Origin of the sequence: Paracoccus seriniphilus (genome assembly GCF_028553745.1) — a bacterium.
Taxonomy (GTDB): Bacteria; Pseudomonadota; Alphaproteobacteria; order Rhodobacterales; family Rhodobacteraceae; genus Paracoccus; species Paracoccus seriniphilus.
Genome location: NZ_CP067129.1, coordinates 1,026,283 through 1,043,601 on the forward strand (window position 1 = coordinate 1,026,283; position 17,319 = coordinate 1,043,601).

At 62.7% G+C, this 17,319-nt stretch carries 16 protein-coding genes and 1 tRNA gene; 6 read left to right on the top strand and 11 right to left on the bottom strand.

The window, feature by feature from the left end:
- Positions 1-52 precede the first annotated feature (52 nt).
- The 3 genes from JHW44_RS05070 to JHW44_RS05080 form a co-directional block, all read right to left on the bottom strand.
- Complete coding sequence (locus tag JHW44_RS05070; RefSeq protein ID WP_179217636.1) at positions 53-1,147, bottom strand: Hint domain-containing protein; 1,095 nt, start codon at positions 1,145-1,147, stop codon at positions 53-55.
- Between the two features lie 434 nt (positions 1,148-1,581).
- Positions 1,582-2,247, bottom strand: coding sequence for an oxygen-insensitive NAD(P)H nitroreductase (gene nfsB, locus JHW44_RS05075; RefSeq protein ID WP_089343116.1), 666 nt, complete (start codon positions 2,245-2,247; stop codon positions 1,582-1,584).
- A gap of 298 nt (positions 2,248-2,545) precedes the next feature.
- Positions 2,546-2,866 (bottom strand): TM2 domain-containing protein, encoded by a 321-nt coding sequence (locus JHW44_RS05080; protein WP_089343115.1) that lies wholly within the window; start codon positions 2,864-2,866, stop codon positions 2,546-2,548.
- 178 nt (positions 2,867-3,044) lie between these two features.
- Here JHW44_RS05080 and pheT point away from each other — a divergent pair, with 178 nt between their 5' ends.
- On the top strand, positions 3,045-5,432 hold the full coding sequence (gene pheT / locus JHW44_RS05085) for a phenylalanine--tRNA ligase subunit beta (protein WP_089343114.1): 2,388 nt from the start codon (positions 3,045-3,047) through the stop codon (positions 5,430-5,432).
- Positions 5,433-5,586: 154 nt separating this feature from the next.
- On the opposite strand, the gene JHW44_RS05090 is transcribed toward pheT, so the two are convergent.
- Positions 5,587-5,660 (bottom strand) — tRNA-Gly (locus JHW44_RS05090).
- A gap of 91 nt (positions 5,661-5,751) precedes the next feature.
- On the bottom strand, positions 5,752-6,201 hold the full coding sequence (locus JHW44_RS05095; RefSeq protein ID WP_089343113.1) for a nucleoside deaminase: 450 nt from the start codon (positions 6,199-6,201) through the stop codon (positions 5,752-5,754).
- 118 nt (positions 6,202-6,319) lie between these two features.
- Here JHW44_RS05095 and JHW44_RS05100 point away from each other — a divergent pair, with 118 nt between their 5' ends.
- Complete coding sequence (locus tag JHW44_RS05100) at positions 6,320-7,669, top strand: pseudouridine synthase (protein ID WP_089343112.1); 1,350 nt, start codon at positions 6,320-6,322, stop codon at positions 7,667-7,669.
- Between the two features lie 28 nt (positions 7,670-7,697).
- Here the strand turns inward: JHW44_RS05100 and hemP are convergent, their stop codons facing one another.
- On the bottom strand, positions 7,698-7,874 hold the full coding sequence (gene hemP, locus JHW44_RS05105) for a hemin uptake protein HemP (protein WP_089343111.1): 177 nt from the start codon (positions 7,872-7,874) through the stop codon (positions 7,698-7,700).
- 103 nt (positions 7,875-7,977) lie between these two features.
- Positions 7,978-9,003, bottom strand: a complete 1,026-nt coding sequence (locus JHW44_RS05110; protein WP_089343110.1) for a zinc ABC transporter substrate-binding protein — start codon at positions 9,001-9,003, stop codon at positions 7,978-7,980.
- Positions 9,004-9,089: 86 nt separating this feature from the next.
- On the opposite strand from JHW44_RS05110, the gene JHW44_RS05115 reads away from it, so the two are divergent.
- From JHW44_RS05115 to JHW44_RS05130, 4 genes are all read left to right on the top strand, one after another.
- Positions 9,090-9,590, top strand: coding sequence for a Fur family transcriptional regulator (locus JHW44_RS05115; RefSeq protein WP_089343109.1), 501 nt, complete (start codon positions 9,090-9,092; stop codon positions 9,588-9,590).
- The gene (locus tag JHW44_RS05120; protein WP_089343108.1) at positions 9,587-10,369 is read left to right on the top strand and encodes a metal ABC transporter ATP-binding protein; all 783 of its coding nucleotides are present in this window, start codon (positions 9,587-9,589) and stop codon (positions 10,367-10,369) included. Before JHW44_RS05115 ends, JHW44_RS05120 begins: the two co-directional genes overlap by 4 nt.
- A gap of 17 nt (positions 10,370-10,386) precedes the next feature.
- Positions 10,387-11,169 (top strand): metal ABC transporter permease, encoded by a 783-nt coding sequence (locus JHW44_RS05125; RefSeq protein WP_089343107.1) that lies wholly within the window; start codon positions 10,387-10,389, stop codon positions 11,167-11,169.
- A gap of 198 nt (positions 11,170-11,367) precedes the next feature.
- Positions 11,368-11,571, top strand: a complete 204-nt coding sequence (locus tag JHW44_RS05130) for a hypothetical protein (RefSeq protein WP_372803621.1) — start codon at positions 11,368-11,370, stop codon at positions 11,569-11,571.
- A 158-nt stretch (positions 11,572-11,729) separates the two neighbouring features.
- On the opposite strand, the gene JHW44_RS05135 is transcribed toward JHW44_RS05130, so the two are convergent.
- From JHW44_RS05135 to JHW44_RS05150, 4 genes are all read right to left on the bottom strand, one after another.
- Positions 11,730-12,395, bottom strand: a complete 666-nt coding sequence (locus tag JHW44_RS05135) for a YjbF family lipoprotein (RefSeq protein WP_089343105.1) — start codon at positions 12,393-12,395, stop codon at positions 11,730-11,732.
- Positions 12,392-14,611 carry a YjbH domain-containing protein gene (locus JHW44_RS05140; RefSeq protein ID WP_089343104.1) on the bottom strand — a complete coding sequence of 740 codons (2,220 nt, stop codon included), beginning with the start codon at positions 14,609-14,611 and terminating at the stop codon, positions 12,392-12,394. The genes JHW44_RS05135 and JHW44_RS05140 overlap by 4 nt, the downstream gene beginning before the upstream one ends.
- Before the next feature lie 120 nt (positions 14,612-14,731).
- Positions 14,732-15,631: a COG3650 family protein gene (locus JHW44_RS05145; protein WP_089343103.1), complete on the bottom strand. Its 900-nt coding sequence runs from the start codon at positions 15,629-15,631 to the stop codon at positions 14,732-14,734.
- A gap of 106 nt (positions 15,632-15,737) precedes the next feature.
- A complete protein-coding gene (locus JHW44_RS05150; RefSeq protein ID WP_089343102.1) occupies positions 15,738-17,120 on the bottom strand; it encodes an L-serine ammonia-lyase in 1,383 nt (460 codons plus the stop codon).
- Between the last annotated feature and the right edge of the window lie 199 nt (positions 17,121-17,319).

A 17,319-nucleotide genomic window follows, 5' to 3' on the forward strand; every position in this document is an offset into this window, starting at 1 on the left:
CGTTTGCGGTGCCAGCCTTCGCGGATCATGAATCCATACGGACCGGCGGGCTTCAGCCGGATATGGCCTTGCGCCGAACAGATGTGTCCGTTGCTGTGTCCGGATCGGGCCGGGATTCCGGCCCGGCGGGGTGATCGACGCGTGTCGCGGCCTGCATGACCTTGGTCAAGGCATCGGTTTCCGCCATCGTCAGCAGACGTCGGGCAGGGGGATAGGCGGTTTCGATATTCGGACTTCCGGCTGCGGGACAGACGGACAGCAATTTGGCGCGCGCCAGCGGCAGCAGCCGTTGAAGCGCCTGCTCGCCGGGGTAAAGCGTTTCGACAGCAAGTCCGTTCGCAAATATGATCTGGTGATGCTGCGTAAAGATCGAAATATACTCGATCCTGTTCTTGCCGCGCATGTGCCGCACCTTCGGCAATGCCGCAAGCCCCTTGGAAATGGCCAGAACCTCGGGCTGTCTGAACAGGAATTCGCAGCCGGGATCGCTGATCAGGATGCGGTGATCCGGCGAAATGATCGTATCGGCGAATGGCTTGCCCTTGCCCAGGCAGTCGCGCATCAGAAGGACCGGCTTCCGGGTCACGTCCCGGTCTCTCAACTCGACAAGCGAGCGCCCGATCCATGTGATCGGCACGGCCTCCTGATCCGCCGTCCGGATGAGATCGCCAACCTTCAGATGTGCGACATCGACCGGTCCGCGAGGAGTCTCGATCATCGTGCCCGGCGTGAAACAGGGAAATTCGATGAAATCCAGCTGCCCATCGTCATCAGTGACGAATTCATCGTCGATGGTGTATTCAATCGTGCTGTCGGTGATGCCGCGAAGGTCGATCAGGTAATTGGCGCTGGTCAGCAAAAGATACTGATCGCCGGCCGCCCGACCCTGCTCGGCATCGGGATTGACGCCGGTCGGGCCCAGAATGACGTTGCCGCTTGCATCGGTGATCGTGATCAATTGCCCGTTCTGAACTTCATCGACGCCGGTGTTCACCTGTTCCAGGGTAACCGTATACAGGTCGTTTTCATCGCCAACCGGGGTCACCCCCTGCACGGTCACGACGCGCTCCGTGCCATTTCCGCTTCCTGAATAGCTCGTGTAAGTCGCAAGCTGGTCGCCTCGGATGTATAGGGTAACTGTCGGCATATCGACCTCTGTTTCCTGAACAAACCTGACAGGGATCTGCAGCAACGAGCTTCGAAGACCGCCATGTGAAATCAACTGGCACCCGGCGGGCCGCATGAAAATGCGTTTGCCCCCACGACCATGGTCTCGTCTCTCGCATTGCATGACGCAATGTGCAGTCCCATTCGAATTACTTGACCATATACGAGTTTCGGCAGTGTTGAACTGTTTTCTGGGCGCCTGTTGCTGGCAACCTTGGGCTGTGGCCAGTCCGGATGGTTGCCGTGAAAACGGCGGGGTGGTGTCAGATATCGAGTGTATCAACCAGCAGTTGAAACTGGGGCTACCGGGACCAAAAGCCAGATCGGTGGCAACAGATGCGCGAACGCCAAGGCGACTGATCATGCCAACGGGGGCGGTCGATCCCGTGATGCGACCGCCCCTGACGGCAGGCGTCAGACCGTGGTGATGATCTCGGCCTCGGGCAGACGTGCCTTGGGCAGCGCCATATTGTAGTCGGCGTCGGGGTCGGCATATCCGATCGGCACGACGAAGAGGCTGGCATAGCCTTTCTCGCGCAGTCCGAATTCCTCATCCAGAACCGCCGTATCGATGCCCTCCATCGGGGTCGCGTCGATGCCAAGGGTCGCGACGCCCAACAGGAACTGGCCCAGGTTCAGATAAACCTGATGCGCCATCCATTGCGTGCCGTCGCCGATCTGTTTCTGGTGGATGTCCACGAACATCGACCGGCCCTTGTGCATGGCGGGTTTGAACTCTTCGGGATTTCCGGCAAAGCGACCTGCTTCTTCTTCGTTTTCCAATACCCGCTGCAGATAGTCCTCGTCCGCTTCGATCCGGCTGGCAAAGACGATCACATGCGAGGCGGCCTTGATCGAAGGGACGTTGAAGGGGAATTTTTCAGCAGCGGCCTTGGCGACGCGCGCCTTGCCGTCCTCGGTCTCGGCGATCACGAAATGCCAGGGCTGAAGATTGGTCGACGAGGGGCTGAAGCGCAGAAGCTCACGCACCTGAGCCATATCCTCTTCCGAGATGCGGCGCGGCGCATAGGCTTTGGCGGTGTGACGTTTTCTGGCGAAGTCAGTGATATGGATGGTCATGGATCATGTCCTGATGGCAAGTTGAATATGGGCGCGTTTCCCGGGCGGGATCGCGTTTGCCTGTTCGAAACAGGTCGGTTCGACGAAATTCGTGGGGTCGGTCCCTGGGTCAGTCTGCCTGCTGCATGGGGCGATCTTTCTGCTACCGTGTTCTTGCAGGGCAGAAGTAGGCTTGGGCGTTCAGCGCGTAAACGGCGGCTTTGCGAAAAGATAATTTGACAAAATCGTATAATCGCCGATGTCAGGGGATATTCACCGGATTTTCCGCCAGCGATTATCCTGCATCTGCCCAGGGCGTTCAGCGGGCGCCAAAGCTTTCGGCGGTCAGCCGCTGGCGCAGGACGGCCTGATCTTCGCGGATCATCGCGGGGATCAGGAACAGGTCGATGGTGGCCCAGATGCAGACCAGCGCAATGGGAAGCCAGCCGATCAGGATGGGGGCGGTCAACCAGCCCATCCCCCATAGCAGCAGCATCAGGAAGCCGCTCATGTAGCGACCCAGATACAGGCGATGCGCGCCAAAGCCCCAAAGCAGGATTGCCAGAAGATAGGCCACGAAGGGCGATTTGGACTCATTCGTGACGCGCTGTTCGATCAGCAGTTGCTGTTGGATGCTCATCCTTGCCTGTTCCCGCTTGTCGCGTTTCGATCCTATGTATGGAGATAAGCAGCAATTCAGACCACACAAGTGGCGCGCTTCGCGGCATCCTTGGCCCCTGTGCCTCTACCATTTGCCGCCGCCTTGCGTTAATGAGCGCCCGAAAGCGGCGCGCCGCCCCGGAACGAAAGTTTGCGACATGAAATTCACGCTGTCCTGGCTCAGGGAACATCTGGAAACCAATGCCAGCCTTGGTGAGATCACCGAAGCGCTGACCGATCTTGGCCTCGAGGTCGAAGAAGTCACCGACCCGGCCGCAAGGTTGGGCAGCTTTACCCTGGCCAAGGTGGTCCATGCCGAACAGCATCCCGACGCAGATCGGCTGCGGGTCTGTCGCGTGGCCACCGATGAGGGCGAAAAGCAGATCGTCTGCGGTGCCCCCAATGCGCGTGAAGGCATTACCGTCGTGCTGGCCAAGCCGGGCGACTATGTGCCCGGCATTGATGTCACGCTCAGCGTGGGCAAGATTCGCGGCGTCGAAAGCCATGGCATGATGGCATCCGAGCGCGAGCTGGAGCTGTCGGAAGAACATGACGGCATCATCGAGCTGCCCTCGGGCGAGGTCGGCCAGAAATTCATCGACTGGCTGGCGGAAAATGCGCCCGAGAAGATCGACCCGATGATCTATATCAAGATCACGCCGAACCGCCCCGATGCGCTTGGCGTGCGCGGCATTGCCCGCGATCTGGCAGCGCGTGGCCTTGGCACGTTGAAGCCGCTGCGCGAGGCCTCGGTCAAAGGTCAGTTCCCCTGTCCGGTTCAGGTCACCATCGCCGCGGAAGTCGCGGACAAGGCACCCTTCTTCAGCGGGCGTCTGCTGCGCGGCGTCAGGAACGGCCCCAGCCCGGCCTGGCTGCAAAAGCGGCTGACCGCCATCGGTCTGCGTCCGATCAATGCGCTGGTCGATATCACCAATTTCTTCACCTATGATCTGAACCGGCCGCTGCATGTATTCGATGCGGCCAGGATCAAGGGCGACCTGACGCTGCGCGCGGCCCGCCCGCAAGAGCAGCTGCTGGCGCTGGATGACAAGACCTACGACCTGCCCGCACATGCGGTGGTGATCTGCGATGAAAACGGTCCCGAAAGCATTGCCGGGATCATGGGTGGCGCGGCGTCCGGCGCGGATGATGACACCACGGATGTCTTTGTCGAATCGGCCTATTTCGACCCCATCGCCACGGCAGCCGCGGGACGCACGCTGAAGATCAATTCCGATGCGCGCTATCGTTTCGAACGCGGCATTGATCCGGCGTTCACGTTGCAGGGGCTTGAACTGGCGACGCAGATGATCATGGACCTGTGCGGTGGCGAAGCTTCGGAAATCGTCACGGCGGGCGCTGTTCCCGATACCTCGCGCGCCTATCGTCTGGACCCGGCGCGCACCAGTAGTCTTGTGGGGCTGGATATTCCCGAAGCGACGCAGCGCGCTTCTCTGGAGGCTCTGGGCTTCCGGCTTGAAGGTGACATGGCGCATGTGCCGTCATGGCGTCCCGATGTGCTGGGCGAGGCCGACCTGGTCGAGGAAATCGCCCGTATCGCCAGCCTGACCAAGCTGGAGGGCAAGCCCCTGCCGCGTCCTCAGGCGGGGGTTCCGCGCCCGATCCTGACGCCGCTGCAGATGCGTGAACGCGCGGCGCGCCGTCAGGCGGCGGCTCTGGGCTACAATGAATGCGTGACCTACAGCTTTATCGACGAAGCTGCGGCCAGGTTGTTCGGCGGTGGTGGTGATGCCCTGCGCGTCGAAAACCCGATCAGCAGCGAGATGACCCATCTGCGCCCCGATCTGCTGCCCGGCCTGCTGTCGGCGGCGGCCCGCAATCAGGCGCGCGGTCACGCCGATCTGTCGCTGTTTGAGATCGGGCCGGTCTTTTCCGGCGGCGAGCCGGGCGAACAGGCCTTGCAGATCTCGGGTCTGCTTGTCGGCGCACGCGCGGCGCGTGACCCCTTTGGCAGCCATCGCAAGGTGGACCTCTATGACGCCAAGGCCGATGCCGAAGCCGTGCTGAACGCGATTGGCGCACCAGCGCGGGCGCAGATCAACCGCAAGCTGGATGGCTGGTGGCATCCGGGCCGCGCGGGCAATATTGCGCTTGGCCCGAATGTTCTGGCCAGCTTTGGCGAGGTCCATCCCCGTGTCCTGCAGGCCATGGACGTCAAGGGTCCGGCGGTTGCCTTTACCGTGCGAATCGCCAATGTGCCTTTCCCCAAGGCCAAATCGCCTTCGCGCCCGGCTTTGGAGATTTCCGAGTTGCAGGCCGTCGAACGTGACTTTGCCTTTGTCGTCGACGCCCGTGTCGAGGCAATGACGCTGGTGAATGCGGCACAGGGCGCGGACAAGGTGCTGATCCAGTCTGTCAGCGTCTTTGACCAGTTTACCGGTCTGGAAGATGGGCGCAAATCCATTGCCATCACCGTGCGTCTGCAGCCGCGCGACAAGACCCTGACCGATGCCGAGATCGAGGCCGTCGGCCGCAAGATCATCGACAAGGTGCAAAAGGCAACGGGCGGCACATTGCGCGGCTGACGCCTGCGCCTGGACCCGGAGGGAGCAGATCAGGGGCGGCGGTAAATACCGTCGCCCTTTGTCGTGGCTGCGCGCGGCGTGATGCGGGTGCATGACATGACGCATGGAAAACCGGTCGCGGCTTCATGCGGCTGTCTGACTGTCAGGGGGAAGGTGGAGCGGGTGATGGGAATCGAACCCACGTATTCAGCTTGGAAGGCTGCTGCTCTACCATTGAGCTACACCCGCGTCGGCAACGGTATATGACGGGACGCGCGCCGGTGCAAGCCGTTGCAGCCCGCTGATTTCCGTTTCCCGGCAGGTTTTTGCCACAGTCCGGCTATCTTCTGTCGTTGAAAAAGGATTGCAGCAAGCGCCGCGATGCCGCGGCATCGATGCCATCGAAAACCTGCGGCCGGTGATGGCATTGCGGGTGGCTGAATACCCGCGCGCCATGTCTGACTCCGCCCATCCGCACATCCTCGGCACCGTAATAGATCGTGTCGATTCGCGCGGCCGAGATGGCGGCGGCGCACATGGGACAGGGTTCCAATGTGACCCACAGCTTGTGACCGGGCAGTCGCTCAGATCCGGTCAGGGCACAGGCGGCGCGGATTGCCAGAATCTCGGCATGGGCCGTGGGGTCGCTCAACTCGCGGGTTCGATTGCCCGCTGCGGCCAGCACGCGTCCGTCCGGCGCGACCAGAACCGCTCCGACCGGCACTTCGCCGCGCTGCGCTGCTGCCTGCGCTTCATCCAGCGCCTGCGCCATATGAGAGGTGAAAACCATTTCTGCCCGTCATTAACCTGATCACATGCCCCGCGCATGCAAAAGAATCCTTCCCACGCGCCGATCCGGGGACTAGAAGGCCCCTTTTGCCCCGCAGAGATGCGAAGGAGATGTCGCAATGACCGAAACCCCCGAAAATCCGCAGAAACCGGCCAATGCCGATCGAATCGCCAAGGTGATGGCGCGTGCCGGTGTGGCCAGCCGCCGCGAGGCCGAACGCATGATCCTTGAAGGTCGTGTCAGCGTCAATGGCAAGAAGATTGCCAGCCCGGCGCTGGACGTGCTGCCTTCGGATGTCGTCGTGGTCGATGGCAAGAAGCTGGATGAAAAGCAGGAAACCCGGCTCTGGCTGTATTACAAGCCCAACGGGCTGGTGACCTCGGAATCCGATGAAAAGGGCCGCCAGACCATTTTCGACGCCTTGCCGCGCGATCTGCCGCGCGTGATGACCATCGGCCGGCTGGACCTCAATTCCGAAGGGTTGCTGCTGCTGACCAATGACGGCGAGTTGAAACGCCGCCTGGAGTTGCCCGCGACCGGTTGGCTGCGCCGGTATCGAGTGCGAGTCAATGGCACGCCCAACGACCTGACCTTCGATCCCCTGCGTCGCGGCGTCACCATTGATGGCGAGGATTTTGCGCCCATGGAGATCCGTCTGGACAGCCAGCAGGGTGCCAATGCCTGGGTCACTGTCGGCATCCGCGAGGGCCGCAACCGCGAGATCCGTCGTGCCATGGCGCATGTCGGGCTGCAGGTGAACCGGTTGATCCGGATCGGCTATGGTCCCTTCAAGCTGGTCGGTCTGGAAAAGAATCAGGTCAGCGAAGTCAAGCGCCGCGTGCTGCGCGACCAGCTGGGCGGTCTGCTGACCGGTGACATGACCGAGAAGGATCGCGAGATGCGCCCCCATGGCGCGGAATCAGGCCGGCGTCCCGAACGGCGTGGCGAGTCCGGTGGTGCTCGGCCGTTCCGCAAGGATGACGGGGCGGAACGGCCGCGTCGCTTTGCCGGAAACCGCAAGGCGGATGATGGCGCCTTTGGAAAGCGCGGAGATCGTGGTTTCCGCGCGGATGATGGTGGCGAAAACCGTCGCGGTGGTGGCGCAAAGCCCTTTGGCAAGACCTTTGGCGCGAACCGCCCTCGGCGCGAGGATGACGGTGCCGGTGATCGTCCGCGGCGCAGTTTCTCGGACCGTCCGGGCGAAAAGCGCGATGGCAAGCCCGGGGGCAAACCCTTTGGCAAGCCCGCAGGGGGCAGACCGGCATTTGCAGGCAAGCCGGGCTTCAAGGGCCCGCGTGGCGAGCGTGACGGGGCTGGTGAGGGTCGCTCGGGAGGTTTCTCGCGTGCCGGTGGCGGCGAGGGCCGCAAAGGCGGCTTTTCGCGCGATGGCGGGGGCAAACCCGCCGGACGCTTTGGAGGCAAGCCGGGGGGCAAGCCACAGGGCAAACCGCGCGGGCCAAGAAGCTGAGGGAAGGGGCACTTGATGTGCCCCTTTTTCATTTGGTCAGGATCAGTTTCCCGGCGCGCGTGATGCGCAGCTGGTAGATCTGTTCGTCCAGAACGATCAGCGCCTGATTTCCACCACGTGTCAGCTGCGTTGCGTCATGCTGGGGCAGGCGCGCCAGAACAGAGGTTGCGGGACGGGAGAATTCAGAGGGGCGGGTAGCGGTCATGATCGTCCTCATTGAAAAGGTTCCTAGCTTCGACAATGCTGACAAATTCTATCAGGTAAGTCAAAGTAAAAGAGTCGGAATTACGCCACCCGCCGAAATTGCCTTAGTCCTGCGCGAGGCAATCAGTCAGCGTCGTGCCCAGATTCCGTAGCAAATCCTCATAGAAATCGGGACCGGGCTGGATATTCTCGCCGGCTGGAGCCAGTTCTCCACCGATGCGCGCGCCGCTGCCTTCGATGGCGGTCTCGACCAGCTTGGGGTCATGCGCGAATTCGGGGAAGGCGCAGCTTGCCTGCGTATGGGCGATTTGCTCGCGAACCTCGGTCAGACGTGCCGCCGAGGGGCTGGTGGCATCACCCAGGGACAGGGCAATGGCCGGCTGCAGACCGAAATGCGCGGTGAAATAGCCGTATGCATCATGGAAGACGACAAAGCTCTGATCGGCGAAGGGGGCCAGTTGAGCGGTCAACTCCTTGTCAAGGGCGTGCAGCCCTTCTGTGGCCGCGGCAGCATTCGCGCGGTAGGTCTCGGCATTCTCGGGGTCGATTCGCGCCAGTTCCTCGGCCACGGTGGCTGTCCAGAGGATGGCGTTTTCAGGGTTGAGCCAGGCATGGGGATCCACGCCATCGTGGTCGTGGTCGTGGTCGTGGTCGTGGTCGTGGTCGTGGTCGTGGTCGTGGTCATCGTGAGCGTCATGGTCATCATGATCCGCATGTTCGTCATGGCCTTCGTAATGCTCGTCATGCTCGTCATGCGCATCGTGATCATGTGCTTCTTCGGTTTCGCCCCCGAAATTCTGCAATTGCGTGCCCGCAACATGCAGCAATTCCAGCTGGGTACCGATCTGGCCGCCGGCTTCGGCGGCACGGCCCAGCCAGGGGGTCAGTTCAGGGCCGATCCAGACCAGCATATCTGCATCTTGCAGTACGCGTGCGTCAGAGGGGCGCATCTGATAGTGGTGCAGATCGGTATTGGCGGGTACCAGAATCGAGGGTTCACCCAGATCTCCCAGCACCTTCGCGACGATCGAGCCGGTCACGCTGGTGTCGACGACGATCTTCGGGGGCTGGGCCATGATCGGAGAAGCGAGGCAGGCTGCAACGGCAGCGGCAGGAAGGGAAGGATGCATGAATTCGCCTTTTGGGTCTGTTGTAGACCGCGCTATTTCAATGTAATAAAATAACAAGTCAACCGAGTTTCCGGAAGGTTCATCCTGTGACGCAAGAACAACCCGACGCGGGCACAGCCTTTACGCCCCATGATCACTGCCTCTGCCAGTCGCATGCCTTGCAGGTGGCCGAAGAAAGATTGGCGGCCAGAAAGGCACGGCTGACCCCTGTGCGCCGACGCACGCTTGAGATCCTGCTGGAAGCCCATCGGGCGATGGGGGCCTATGAGGTGCTGGAGCGGCTGGCCGAGGACGGTTTTGGCAGTCAGCCTCCGGTTGCCTACCGCGCGTTGGAATTCCTGGTGCAGCATGGTCTGGCACATAGGTTGCAGCGCCTCAACGCCTTTGCCGCCTGCCTGCATCCCGAAAGCGAGCATGCCCCGGCCTTCCTGATCTGTCGCGCCTGTGACAAGCTGGCCGAAATTCCGGCCGGCTGTCTGCGCAACGAGATGAACAAACTGTCGCGCGAGGCAGGCTTTGTGGTCGAGGGGGTCACGGTCGAGGCTGTCGGGCTTTGCGCCAGCTGTGCCGAGGCGGGTTCCGCATGAACGCCCTGATCGAGGCCAGAAACCTGTCGGTCCTGCGCAGCGGCAGCACGGAAGCGGTGTTGAAACACGTCGATTTCACCATCCGTCCGGGCGAGATCGTGACCGTGGTCGGCCCCAATGGCTCGGGCAAGTCGTCGCTGATCCGTGCGCTGTTGGGGCATATGCCGCTGGCGGGCGGCGGGGTGACGCGCAAACCGGGGTTGCGCATCGGATATGTGCCCCAGAAGTTGCAACTGGACAACACGATCCCGATGACGGTCAGGCGATTTCTGTCGCTGCCGCGTCGCGTCGGCGATGCCGTTGCCAGCGAAGCCCTGAAGATGACCGGGGTGACCGGCGTCGAGAAGCGACAACTGACCCGGCTGTCCGGCGGCCAGTTCCAGCGCGTTCTGCTGGCGCGTGCGCTGCTGCACAACCCCGATCTGCTGGTGCTGGATGAGCCGACGCAGGGGCTGGACCAGCCGGGGATCGTGGCGTTCTACAAGCTGATCGAGGATGTCCGGCGCGAAACCGGGGCGGCGATCCTGCTGGTCAGCCATGATCTGCTGGTGGTGATGCGGGCCTCGGATCGGGTGATCTGTCTGAACGGACATATCTGCTGTGAAGGCACGCCCGAGGATGTCAGTGTCGATCCCGCCTATCGCGCCCTGTTCGGATCGGGGGCGCAGGGCACGCTGGCGCTGTATCGGCACCATCACGATCATGACCATGAACATGGCGCGGTCTGCGAACCGCAACTGGGGCAGGGCGGTCATGACGACCAGCCGCTGCAGCATTAACCGACGGAAACTGTCACATGCTTGACGATTTTTTCATCCGCGCCTTGCTGGCCGGACTTGGCCTGGCGGCTGTCACCGGCCCCCTGGGCAGTTTCGTTGTCTGGCGGCGTATGGCCTATTTCGGTGATTCGACGGCCCATGCCGCGATTCTGGGCGTCGCCATCAGTCTGGCCTTCAACATGTCGATCTATATCGGCACGCTGAGCGTGGCGATCTCGATGGCGGTGCTGGTGACGGTGCTGACCAATCGTGGACAGGCCATGGATACGGTTCTGGGCGTCCTTGCGCATTCGGCGCTGGCCTTCGGTCTTGTGGCGATCAGCTTTGTGCCCTCGGCGCGTGGCGATCTGAACGCCTTTCTCTTCGGAGACATTCTGGCGGTCAGGCGGTTTGACCTTGCATTGATCTGGGGCGGGGCGGCGCTGGTGCTGGTGCTGCTGATCTGGCGCTGGCAGAAGATGGTCACTGCCACCGTCAACGAGGAACTGGCCATGGCGGCGGGAATAGATCCGCGCTTCGAGCGTCTGGTGTTGTCGCTTGCGCTTGCGGTGGTCGTGGCCCTGGCCATTCGGGTGGTCGGTTCGCTGCTGATTTCAGCCATGCTGATCGTGCCGGCAGCCGCGGCGCGCGGACAGACCAGCACTCCGGAACGCATGGCAATTCTGGCCTCGGTGATCGCGGCGATCTCGGTCTCTGCGGGGCTGTGGTCCAGCCTGCATTTCGACAGCCCTGCCGGCCCCTCGATCGTTGCCGCAACAACGGTTTTTTTCGCGTTAGGGCAAGTTTTTCGTCGCGTTTAACGGCAGTTTGACACAAAATGGTGTCATTGGCCGCAAACGGTAACCCACGCCCATTGGTTCTGTTGGCCAATATGCAACAGTGAACGCAAGGCCGGGATGGAATCGATTCAATGCCGCTTTTCAACTGTTCTGGATTGTGTAACTGTCAGCACTGATGTTGCCGGAGACGGCAGCTCTTAAATGTAACGGAGCATGATCATGACCAAATTCGCTACTTTCGCTGCCGCCCTCGGCCTGACCGCAACCTCGGCTCTGGCCGGTGGCTATGTTGCTCCCGTCGTTGACGTCGAGCCCGTTGTCATCGAAGAAGAAGCCGCGTCCTCGAACGCTGGCCTGGTGATCCCCGCCCTGCTGCTGCTGGGCGTGATCGCTGCTGTTGCTTCGGACGACGACGACAGCTGATTACGGAACAGATCGGATTTCCGATCTGTTTGAAAGAGGGCTGGCCTTGTGTCAGCCCTCTTTTCTTTTGGGATTCGCAATGTGAATCCCCTGAATGCCCCCATCAAAAAAGCCGCCCCGAAAGGGCGGCCTTTTCCTATCCGGGCCTTGTTGGGGCGTCAGGGTCGCAGAGTCTGCACGGTCACATAACCCAGCGCCGGTCCGATCCACTGCCGCGAGACAGTGATCTGGCCGCCCTGACGGATATAGCTGTTCTGGAAGCCCGTGCCGTGACCGTGGCAGTCTTCCACCGTCACACCGGGTTTGGGGCCCGCGCCCACAGTGCAGGTAAACTGCAGCGGCCGTTCCTTGCCGTCTCCGGCAAAATAGCGCATTACCCGCTGTGCGCTGCCCGAGCGGCCTGAACGGATCAGCGCCTCGGTCTGCGGCTCGGCGACGGAGAGGTCGTGGCCCAGCCCGCGCGTGCCTATCAGAATGCCATTGCGCATGATCAGCGCCTCTTCCGAGGGTGTCATATAGGTGCGCATGCTGCCATTCTGCCCGGTCAGCGCCATGATCTGCGTCTTGCCCAGCCCCTCGAAGCCGACCTGAATCAGCGGGCCCGGGTTGACGCGCAGGGCTTCGGCTGCCGCCTCTTGCGGGGTTTTCGGTGCGCTGGCCGGGGCGTCGGACTTCGCCGCACGACGTGAGAGGGCGGCATCCGCTGTGGTCTTGATCAAGGCGTCGAGGGCACTGCCGCCCGTTCCGTCACTGGTGTCATTGCCGCAGGCGGCCAGCATTGCCAGCAGGGCCGTGGCCATAGCGGTGTTGCGAGCATTGTTCATCGCCAGAACCTCCCCCAGCCTTCATAAAGTTCGACCGCATGGGTCTCGCGCAGCTTGTCGTAAAGGCGGCCTTCCACCTGGACGCGCGACCCGCCATCGCGCGACAGCGAGCGGATGGTGGTGCTGGCTCGGTCGCGCGTCGGTGTTCCGGTTGCCCAACTGACCGGGATCGACAGGGTGATCCCCTTGTCGAAGGACCCCTCGCCGAATTCCTCGTCGCTCAGATCGGTCTTGGTGGCATAGGCGCCCACTCGCCAGCCGTTGGCGAACTCGCGCGACAGCGACACCGTGGCACCTTTGTCGCCGGCCAGATATTTGCCGACATCCAGCTGCGCGGTGAAGCCGTCACCGAACTCGTAATAGGCGGACAGGAAGCCGGTGGTCGTTTCATAGTCGCGGAAATCGAACAGCACGTCGAAATCGCGTTTGCGCACCCGGTTGATCTCGGCACCGAAGGCCAGGGGCGAGTTGACCGGTTTCCAAAGGACTTCCGCCGAAACCCCGCCATAGGCGCGCTCAAGCAGACCCGCAGTTACGCGGGTATAGACCTGTTCCGTCGGTCGGGCATACCAGGCCAGGGTCAGTTCGGGGATCGTGGGCGAGGTGTTCCCGGTATACATGCGCGTATCCGACCGGACCCGCGGCACGCCCTCGGGCGTGGTTTCCAGGCTTGGGTCCGCCTCATACTCCTCGGCCGTATAGTGATCACCGCGCTGACCGCCATTCAGCGAGGCGGGGATGCCGGGTCCACGCTGTTCCATGTCGCCAAAGGCGCGCTGGCGCAGGGTGCCGCGGAAGATCACGCCGGGCATCAGTTCGTATTTGACCGTGGCTTCGGCACCAACTTCGTAGCGCAGTGGTTCATCGGGATCGAAAAGGCCCAGATCCAGATAGGGGCTGATATGCCATTGGAAACGCGGGTGCATATCCTCGGAATACACCAGATTTCCGGGTCGCGGGGTGGCGTCGGTCAGCCTGGCGACCGAGGCGATCTGGCCGGCCTCGGTATTTTCCAGCCGTTCGACATCCGAGCGGCGCAGCGTCACGGATGATGTGGGGATGCCATCTGCCGAAGAGGTGATCACCAGCGTTTCGACCGAAGGCGGCAGGGCGCGTGTCATCAGGCGGGCGGTGCGACCGATGCCCTCGGCGTGCTGGATATAGCGCTGGTTGCGAATGCGGACCTCGGCCCGGTTCGCCGACAGGGCCATGGATTCCAGCAGCAGCCCCTCGTCGGCCAGGGCGTCTGCCAGCGCCTTCTGAATGGCGGGTTGTGCGGTCGGATCCTGTGCCCAATTGCCCGACCAGCCTTCCGGATCAGCGGCAGGGGCAGGGCGCGGGCGCACAGGGGCAGGGGCCTTTTCCAGACCCGACGGATAGGGTGCCTGACGCGGGTTCAGGGCAAAGGAGAATTGCGCCCCGACGGTATTGCCGCCGATCGTATACAGCCCGACCTCGTAGTTGTTGCCGAACCGATAATAGGCCGCCAGGTTCAGATTGCTGTCCGGGGCCTTGCCACCTTCCTGGAAGGTGTTGACGCGCCTGCCATTGTCATAGCTGGCGGTGTATTTGTCGTTCGAATACTCGGCGACGAGGCTGAGCTTGTCGGTTGCCTGCCAGGTGATCGAGCCGAAGGGCCGCGGGCTGCCGCTGAACCAGTCCTCGACCGTCGGTTTGCCGCCGGTATCGGTCGAATCGATCGTGCGCGGGTTGCCTGCCAGGGTGCCCCAGCCCAGCCCTGCCGAGGCCCGCAGCCGTGGCGTGATGTTCTTGGTTGCAACGATATATTCGCCCGAATAGACCCCCGTGCCCAGGAAATCCTGCAGGCCGACAGCGACGGCGGGACGCCAGCCCTGCCTGTCCTCGTCAATGACCTGGAAACGCAAATCGAAAGAGCGGTCATAGATGTGATCGGGGCTGTTGTAATCCGGAACGTCTTCGACGCGGGAATAGCGCAGCACCGTGGTCAGGCGGGGCATGGCCTGAAAGACGACATTCGTGCGCCGACCATAATCCGAAAGAGAGACCGTGGCCCCCAGCGTGCCATCCGGCAGCATTTCTGCAGTCGGCGTGTCGATCCCCCCGGGAAGCCCGTAGGTCGACATGTTCTGCCCTGCAACCGGTTCGGCGATAGCGGTGGAACTCACCGAGCCCAGCAGGGCAGCGGCGGGCAGGGTCGTCGCCATCAGGCGCCGGAATAGCAAAGAGCGTCGCATCGAGATGTCCCTCGTTCAGCGTTTTGCAACAGCATAGCTGTGCTGCCGACAGATTGCAGCCCGCCAGATACAAACGGCCGGCGGGTGCGTCATCTTCGCCGCATGGTCCCTGTCCGGACCTTATTCCGTGTCGCTTTCGGCGGCGGAATCCCCTGCGGCCTCATCGGTGACCGTCGGCGGGGTCGAGGGCAGCGACATCGCCGGTGCCGGAATGACCGGAGCGGACTGGGTCTCGCTGGCCTCGGGGGCTGCGGTTTCCGGCTCGGGCGCGGTGGGCGTTTCTGCCGGTGTCACGGGTGCGGCCGGGGCCGGCTGGCTTGCGGTTGCGCCGGTGTCGGGGCTGCTGGCCGGTGTCGGGGTGTCGGTCTCGACCACCGGGGCTTCGCTGGCCTGCGTCGCGGTTTCGGGCGTGGCCTTGGCGGCCGGACGTGTCGCGGCGGGTTTTTTCGGTGCCGCAGGGGTGGATTTGCGCGGCGCGGCCGGGGCGGGTGCCTTGATGGCCGCCACGGCAGCCGCAACTTCGGGCGATGCCGGTCCGGCGCAACCGCGATGGCTGCGACCGGAAACGGTCAGCGTGGCGGTGAAGGGGAACTTCTCGCCCGACATGTCATCCTGACAGGCGGTGCCACGGATGTTCACGACGAAGGGACGTCCGCTGAGAACGCCGACATATTCGACGCCCTTGTCGAACACCAGGCGGTTCACGCGAATGGCGCGCCCCTTGCTGTTTCCCGGCGTGATGTAGATCGCGGTGCCGCCCGCGACATTCACGGTCCAGAACGGTTCGTTCCCGTGGGCGCTGAAGGCATTCGTGCTGCTGGTCTTGGCTTCGGCGGTGGCGACTGGCGTTGCCGGGGCCTCGGCGATCTCGATCGGCTGTTCCAGGGGCGAGACGCTTGGAGGGCCTTTGTGGCCTTCGACCTGGGGTTCCTGTGTCGAGCCGAAGCCGGGAAGCCCGGTGCCCTCGCACGCGGCAAGCGGCAAGGTCAAAAGAGCGAGAAGTGCGAGACGCGGAGACATCGGACGGCCTTCTTGATTGGGATCACTGTTGCACAAGCGTTAGCAACGGGCGAGGCGCGGGGCAAGCTTGGCGCGTGACCGGTGGCGGCAGACTGCCGCAGGCTCGTCAGCAATTGGGGATGTTCACCGCCAGCCCCCCCAATGAGGTTTCCTTGTATTTCTCGCTCATGTCCCGGCCGGTCTGGCGCATGGTTTCAATGGCTGCATCCAGCGGCACAAGGTGATGACCGTCGCCGCGCAGGGCAAGGCTGGCCGCGCTGACGGCCTTGATCGCGCCCAGTCCGTTGCGTTCGATGCAGGGCACCTGAACCAGCCCTTTGACGGGATCGCAAGTCATGCCCAGATGATGCTCCAGGGCGATTTCGGCGGCATTTTCTATCTGTTCGGGCGTGCCGCCCAGCACCGCGGCCAGCCCTGCCGCCGCCATGGCGCTGGCACTGCCGACCTCGGCCTGACAGCCGCATTCCGCCCCCGAGATCGAGGCATTATGCTTGATCAGCCCGCCGACCGCCGCCGCGGTCAGCAGGAAATCGGGCAATGCGCGTTCCGTGGCGCCGGGCACGTGGTCCAGCCAATAGCGGATCACTGCGGGCACAACCCCGGCGGCCCCATTGGTCGGAGCGGTAACGACCTGTCCGCCTGCGGCATTCTCCTCGTTCACGGCCATGGCATAGACCGACATCCAGTCGTTGATGACATGGGGCGCGGTCAGATTCATGCCGCGTTCGGCCAGCAGCTTTTCGTGGATGCTGCCGGCTCGGCGTCTGACATTCAGCCCGCCGGGCAGGGTTCCGCGTGCTTCCAGACCGCGATCCATGCAGTCGCGCATGACCTGCCAGATCTTCATCAGACCGTCACGCAATTGAGCGTCGCTGCGAAAGACCAACTCGTTGGCGCGTTTCATCTGGGCGATGCTCTTGCCGGATCTTGCCGACATTTCCAGCATTTCGGCAGCGGTCGAAAAGGCAAAGGGCACCTTGGCGACCGCATCGCTGCGGTCTTCGCTGCCCTTGCGGGCCAGTTCTTCCTCGGTCAGGACAAAGCCGCCGCCGACCGAATAATAGACCTGGTGAAAGATCACGTCGCCCTGCGCATCGGTGGCCGACAGGGTCATGCCGTTGGCATGGCCGGGCAGGGCGTTGTCATAGTCGAAAATCAGGTCCTTTTCGGGGTCGAAGCGCAGGGTGCCCAGCCCTTCGGGGGACAGGCTGCGGCTGTCGCGATTGGCGGCGAGCGCCTCTTCGGCGGTCAGGGCGTCCATCGTCGCCGGAACGAAGCCGGCCAGCCCCAGGATCGTGGCGCGATCGGTGGCATGGCCCTTGCCGGTAAAGGCCAGGCTGCCATGCAGGCTGGCGCGCAGCCCGGCGGCGCGGAAAGGTTGCTGGCGCAGGGCTTCCAGAAAACGTGCGCCCGCCACCATCGGACCCATCGTATGGGACGAGGACGGGCCGACGCCGATTTTGAACAGATCGAAGACCGAAAGGAACATGCTGACCCCTTGCAAATGTCCTGACATCTAATCAGTTGGTCCCTGCGGCGACCATCGCGAATGCGACCTTTCCGGCCCGTCTCTGCGACATCGCCTGAAAGTTGATTGCCGTTTTTGCGGGCGGTATGACTAAAAATTGTGCAATACGCTCTGCCTGCTGAAAAGGCGCGCCATGGTATTTATAGGGCAGCTTGCGGCT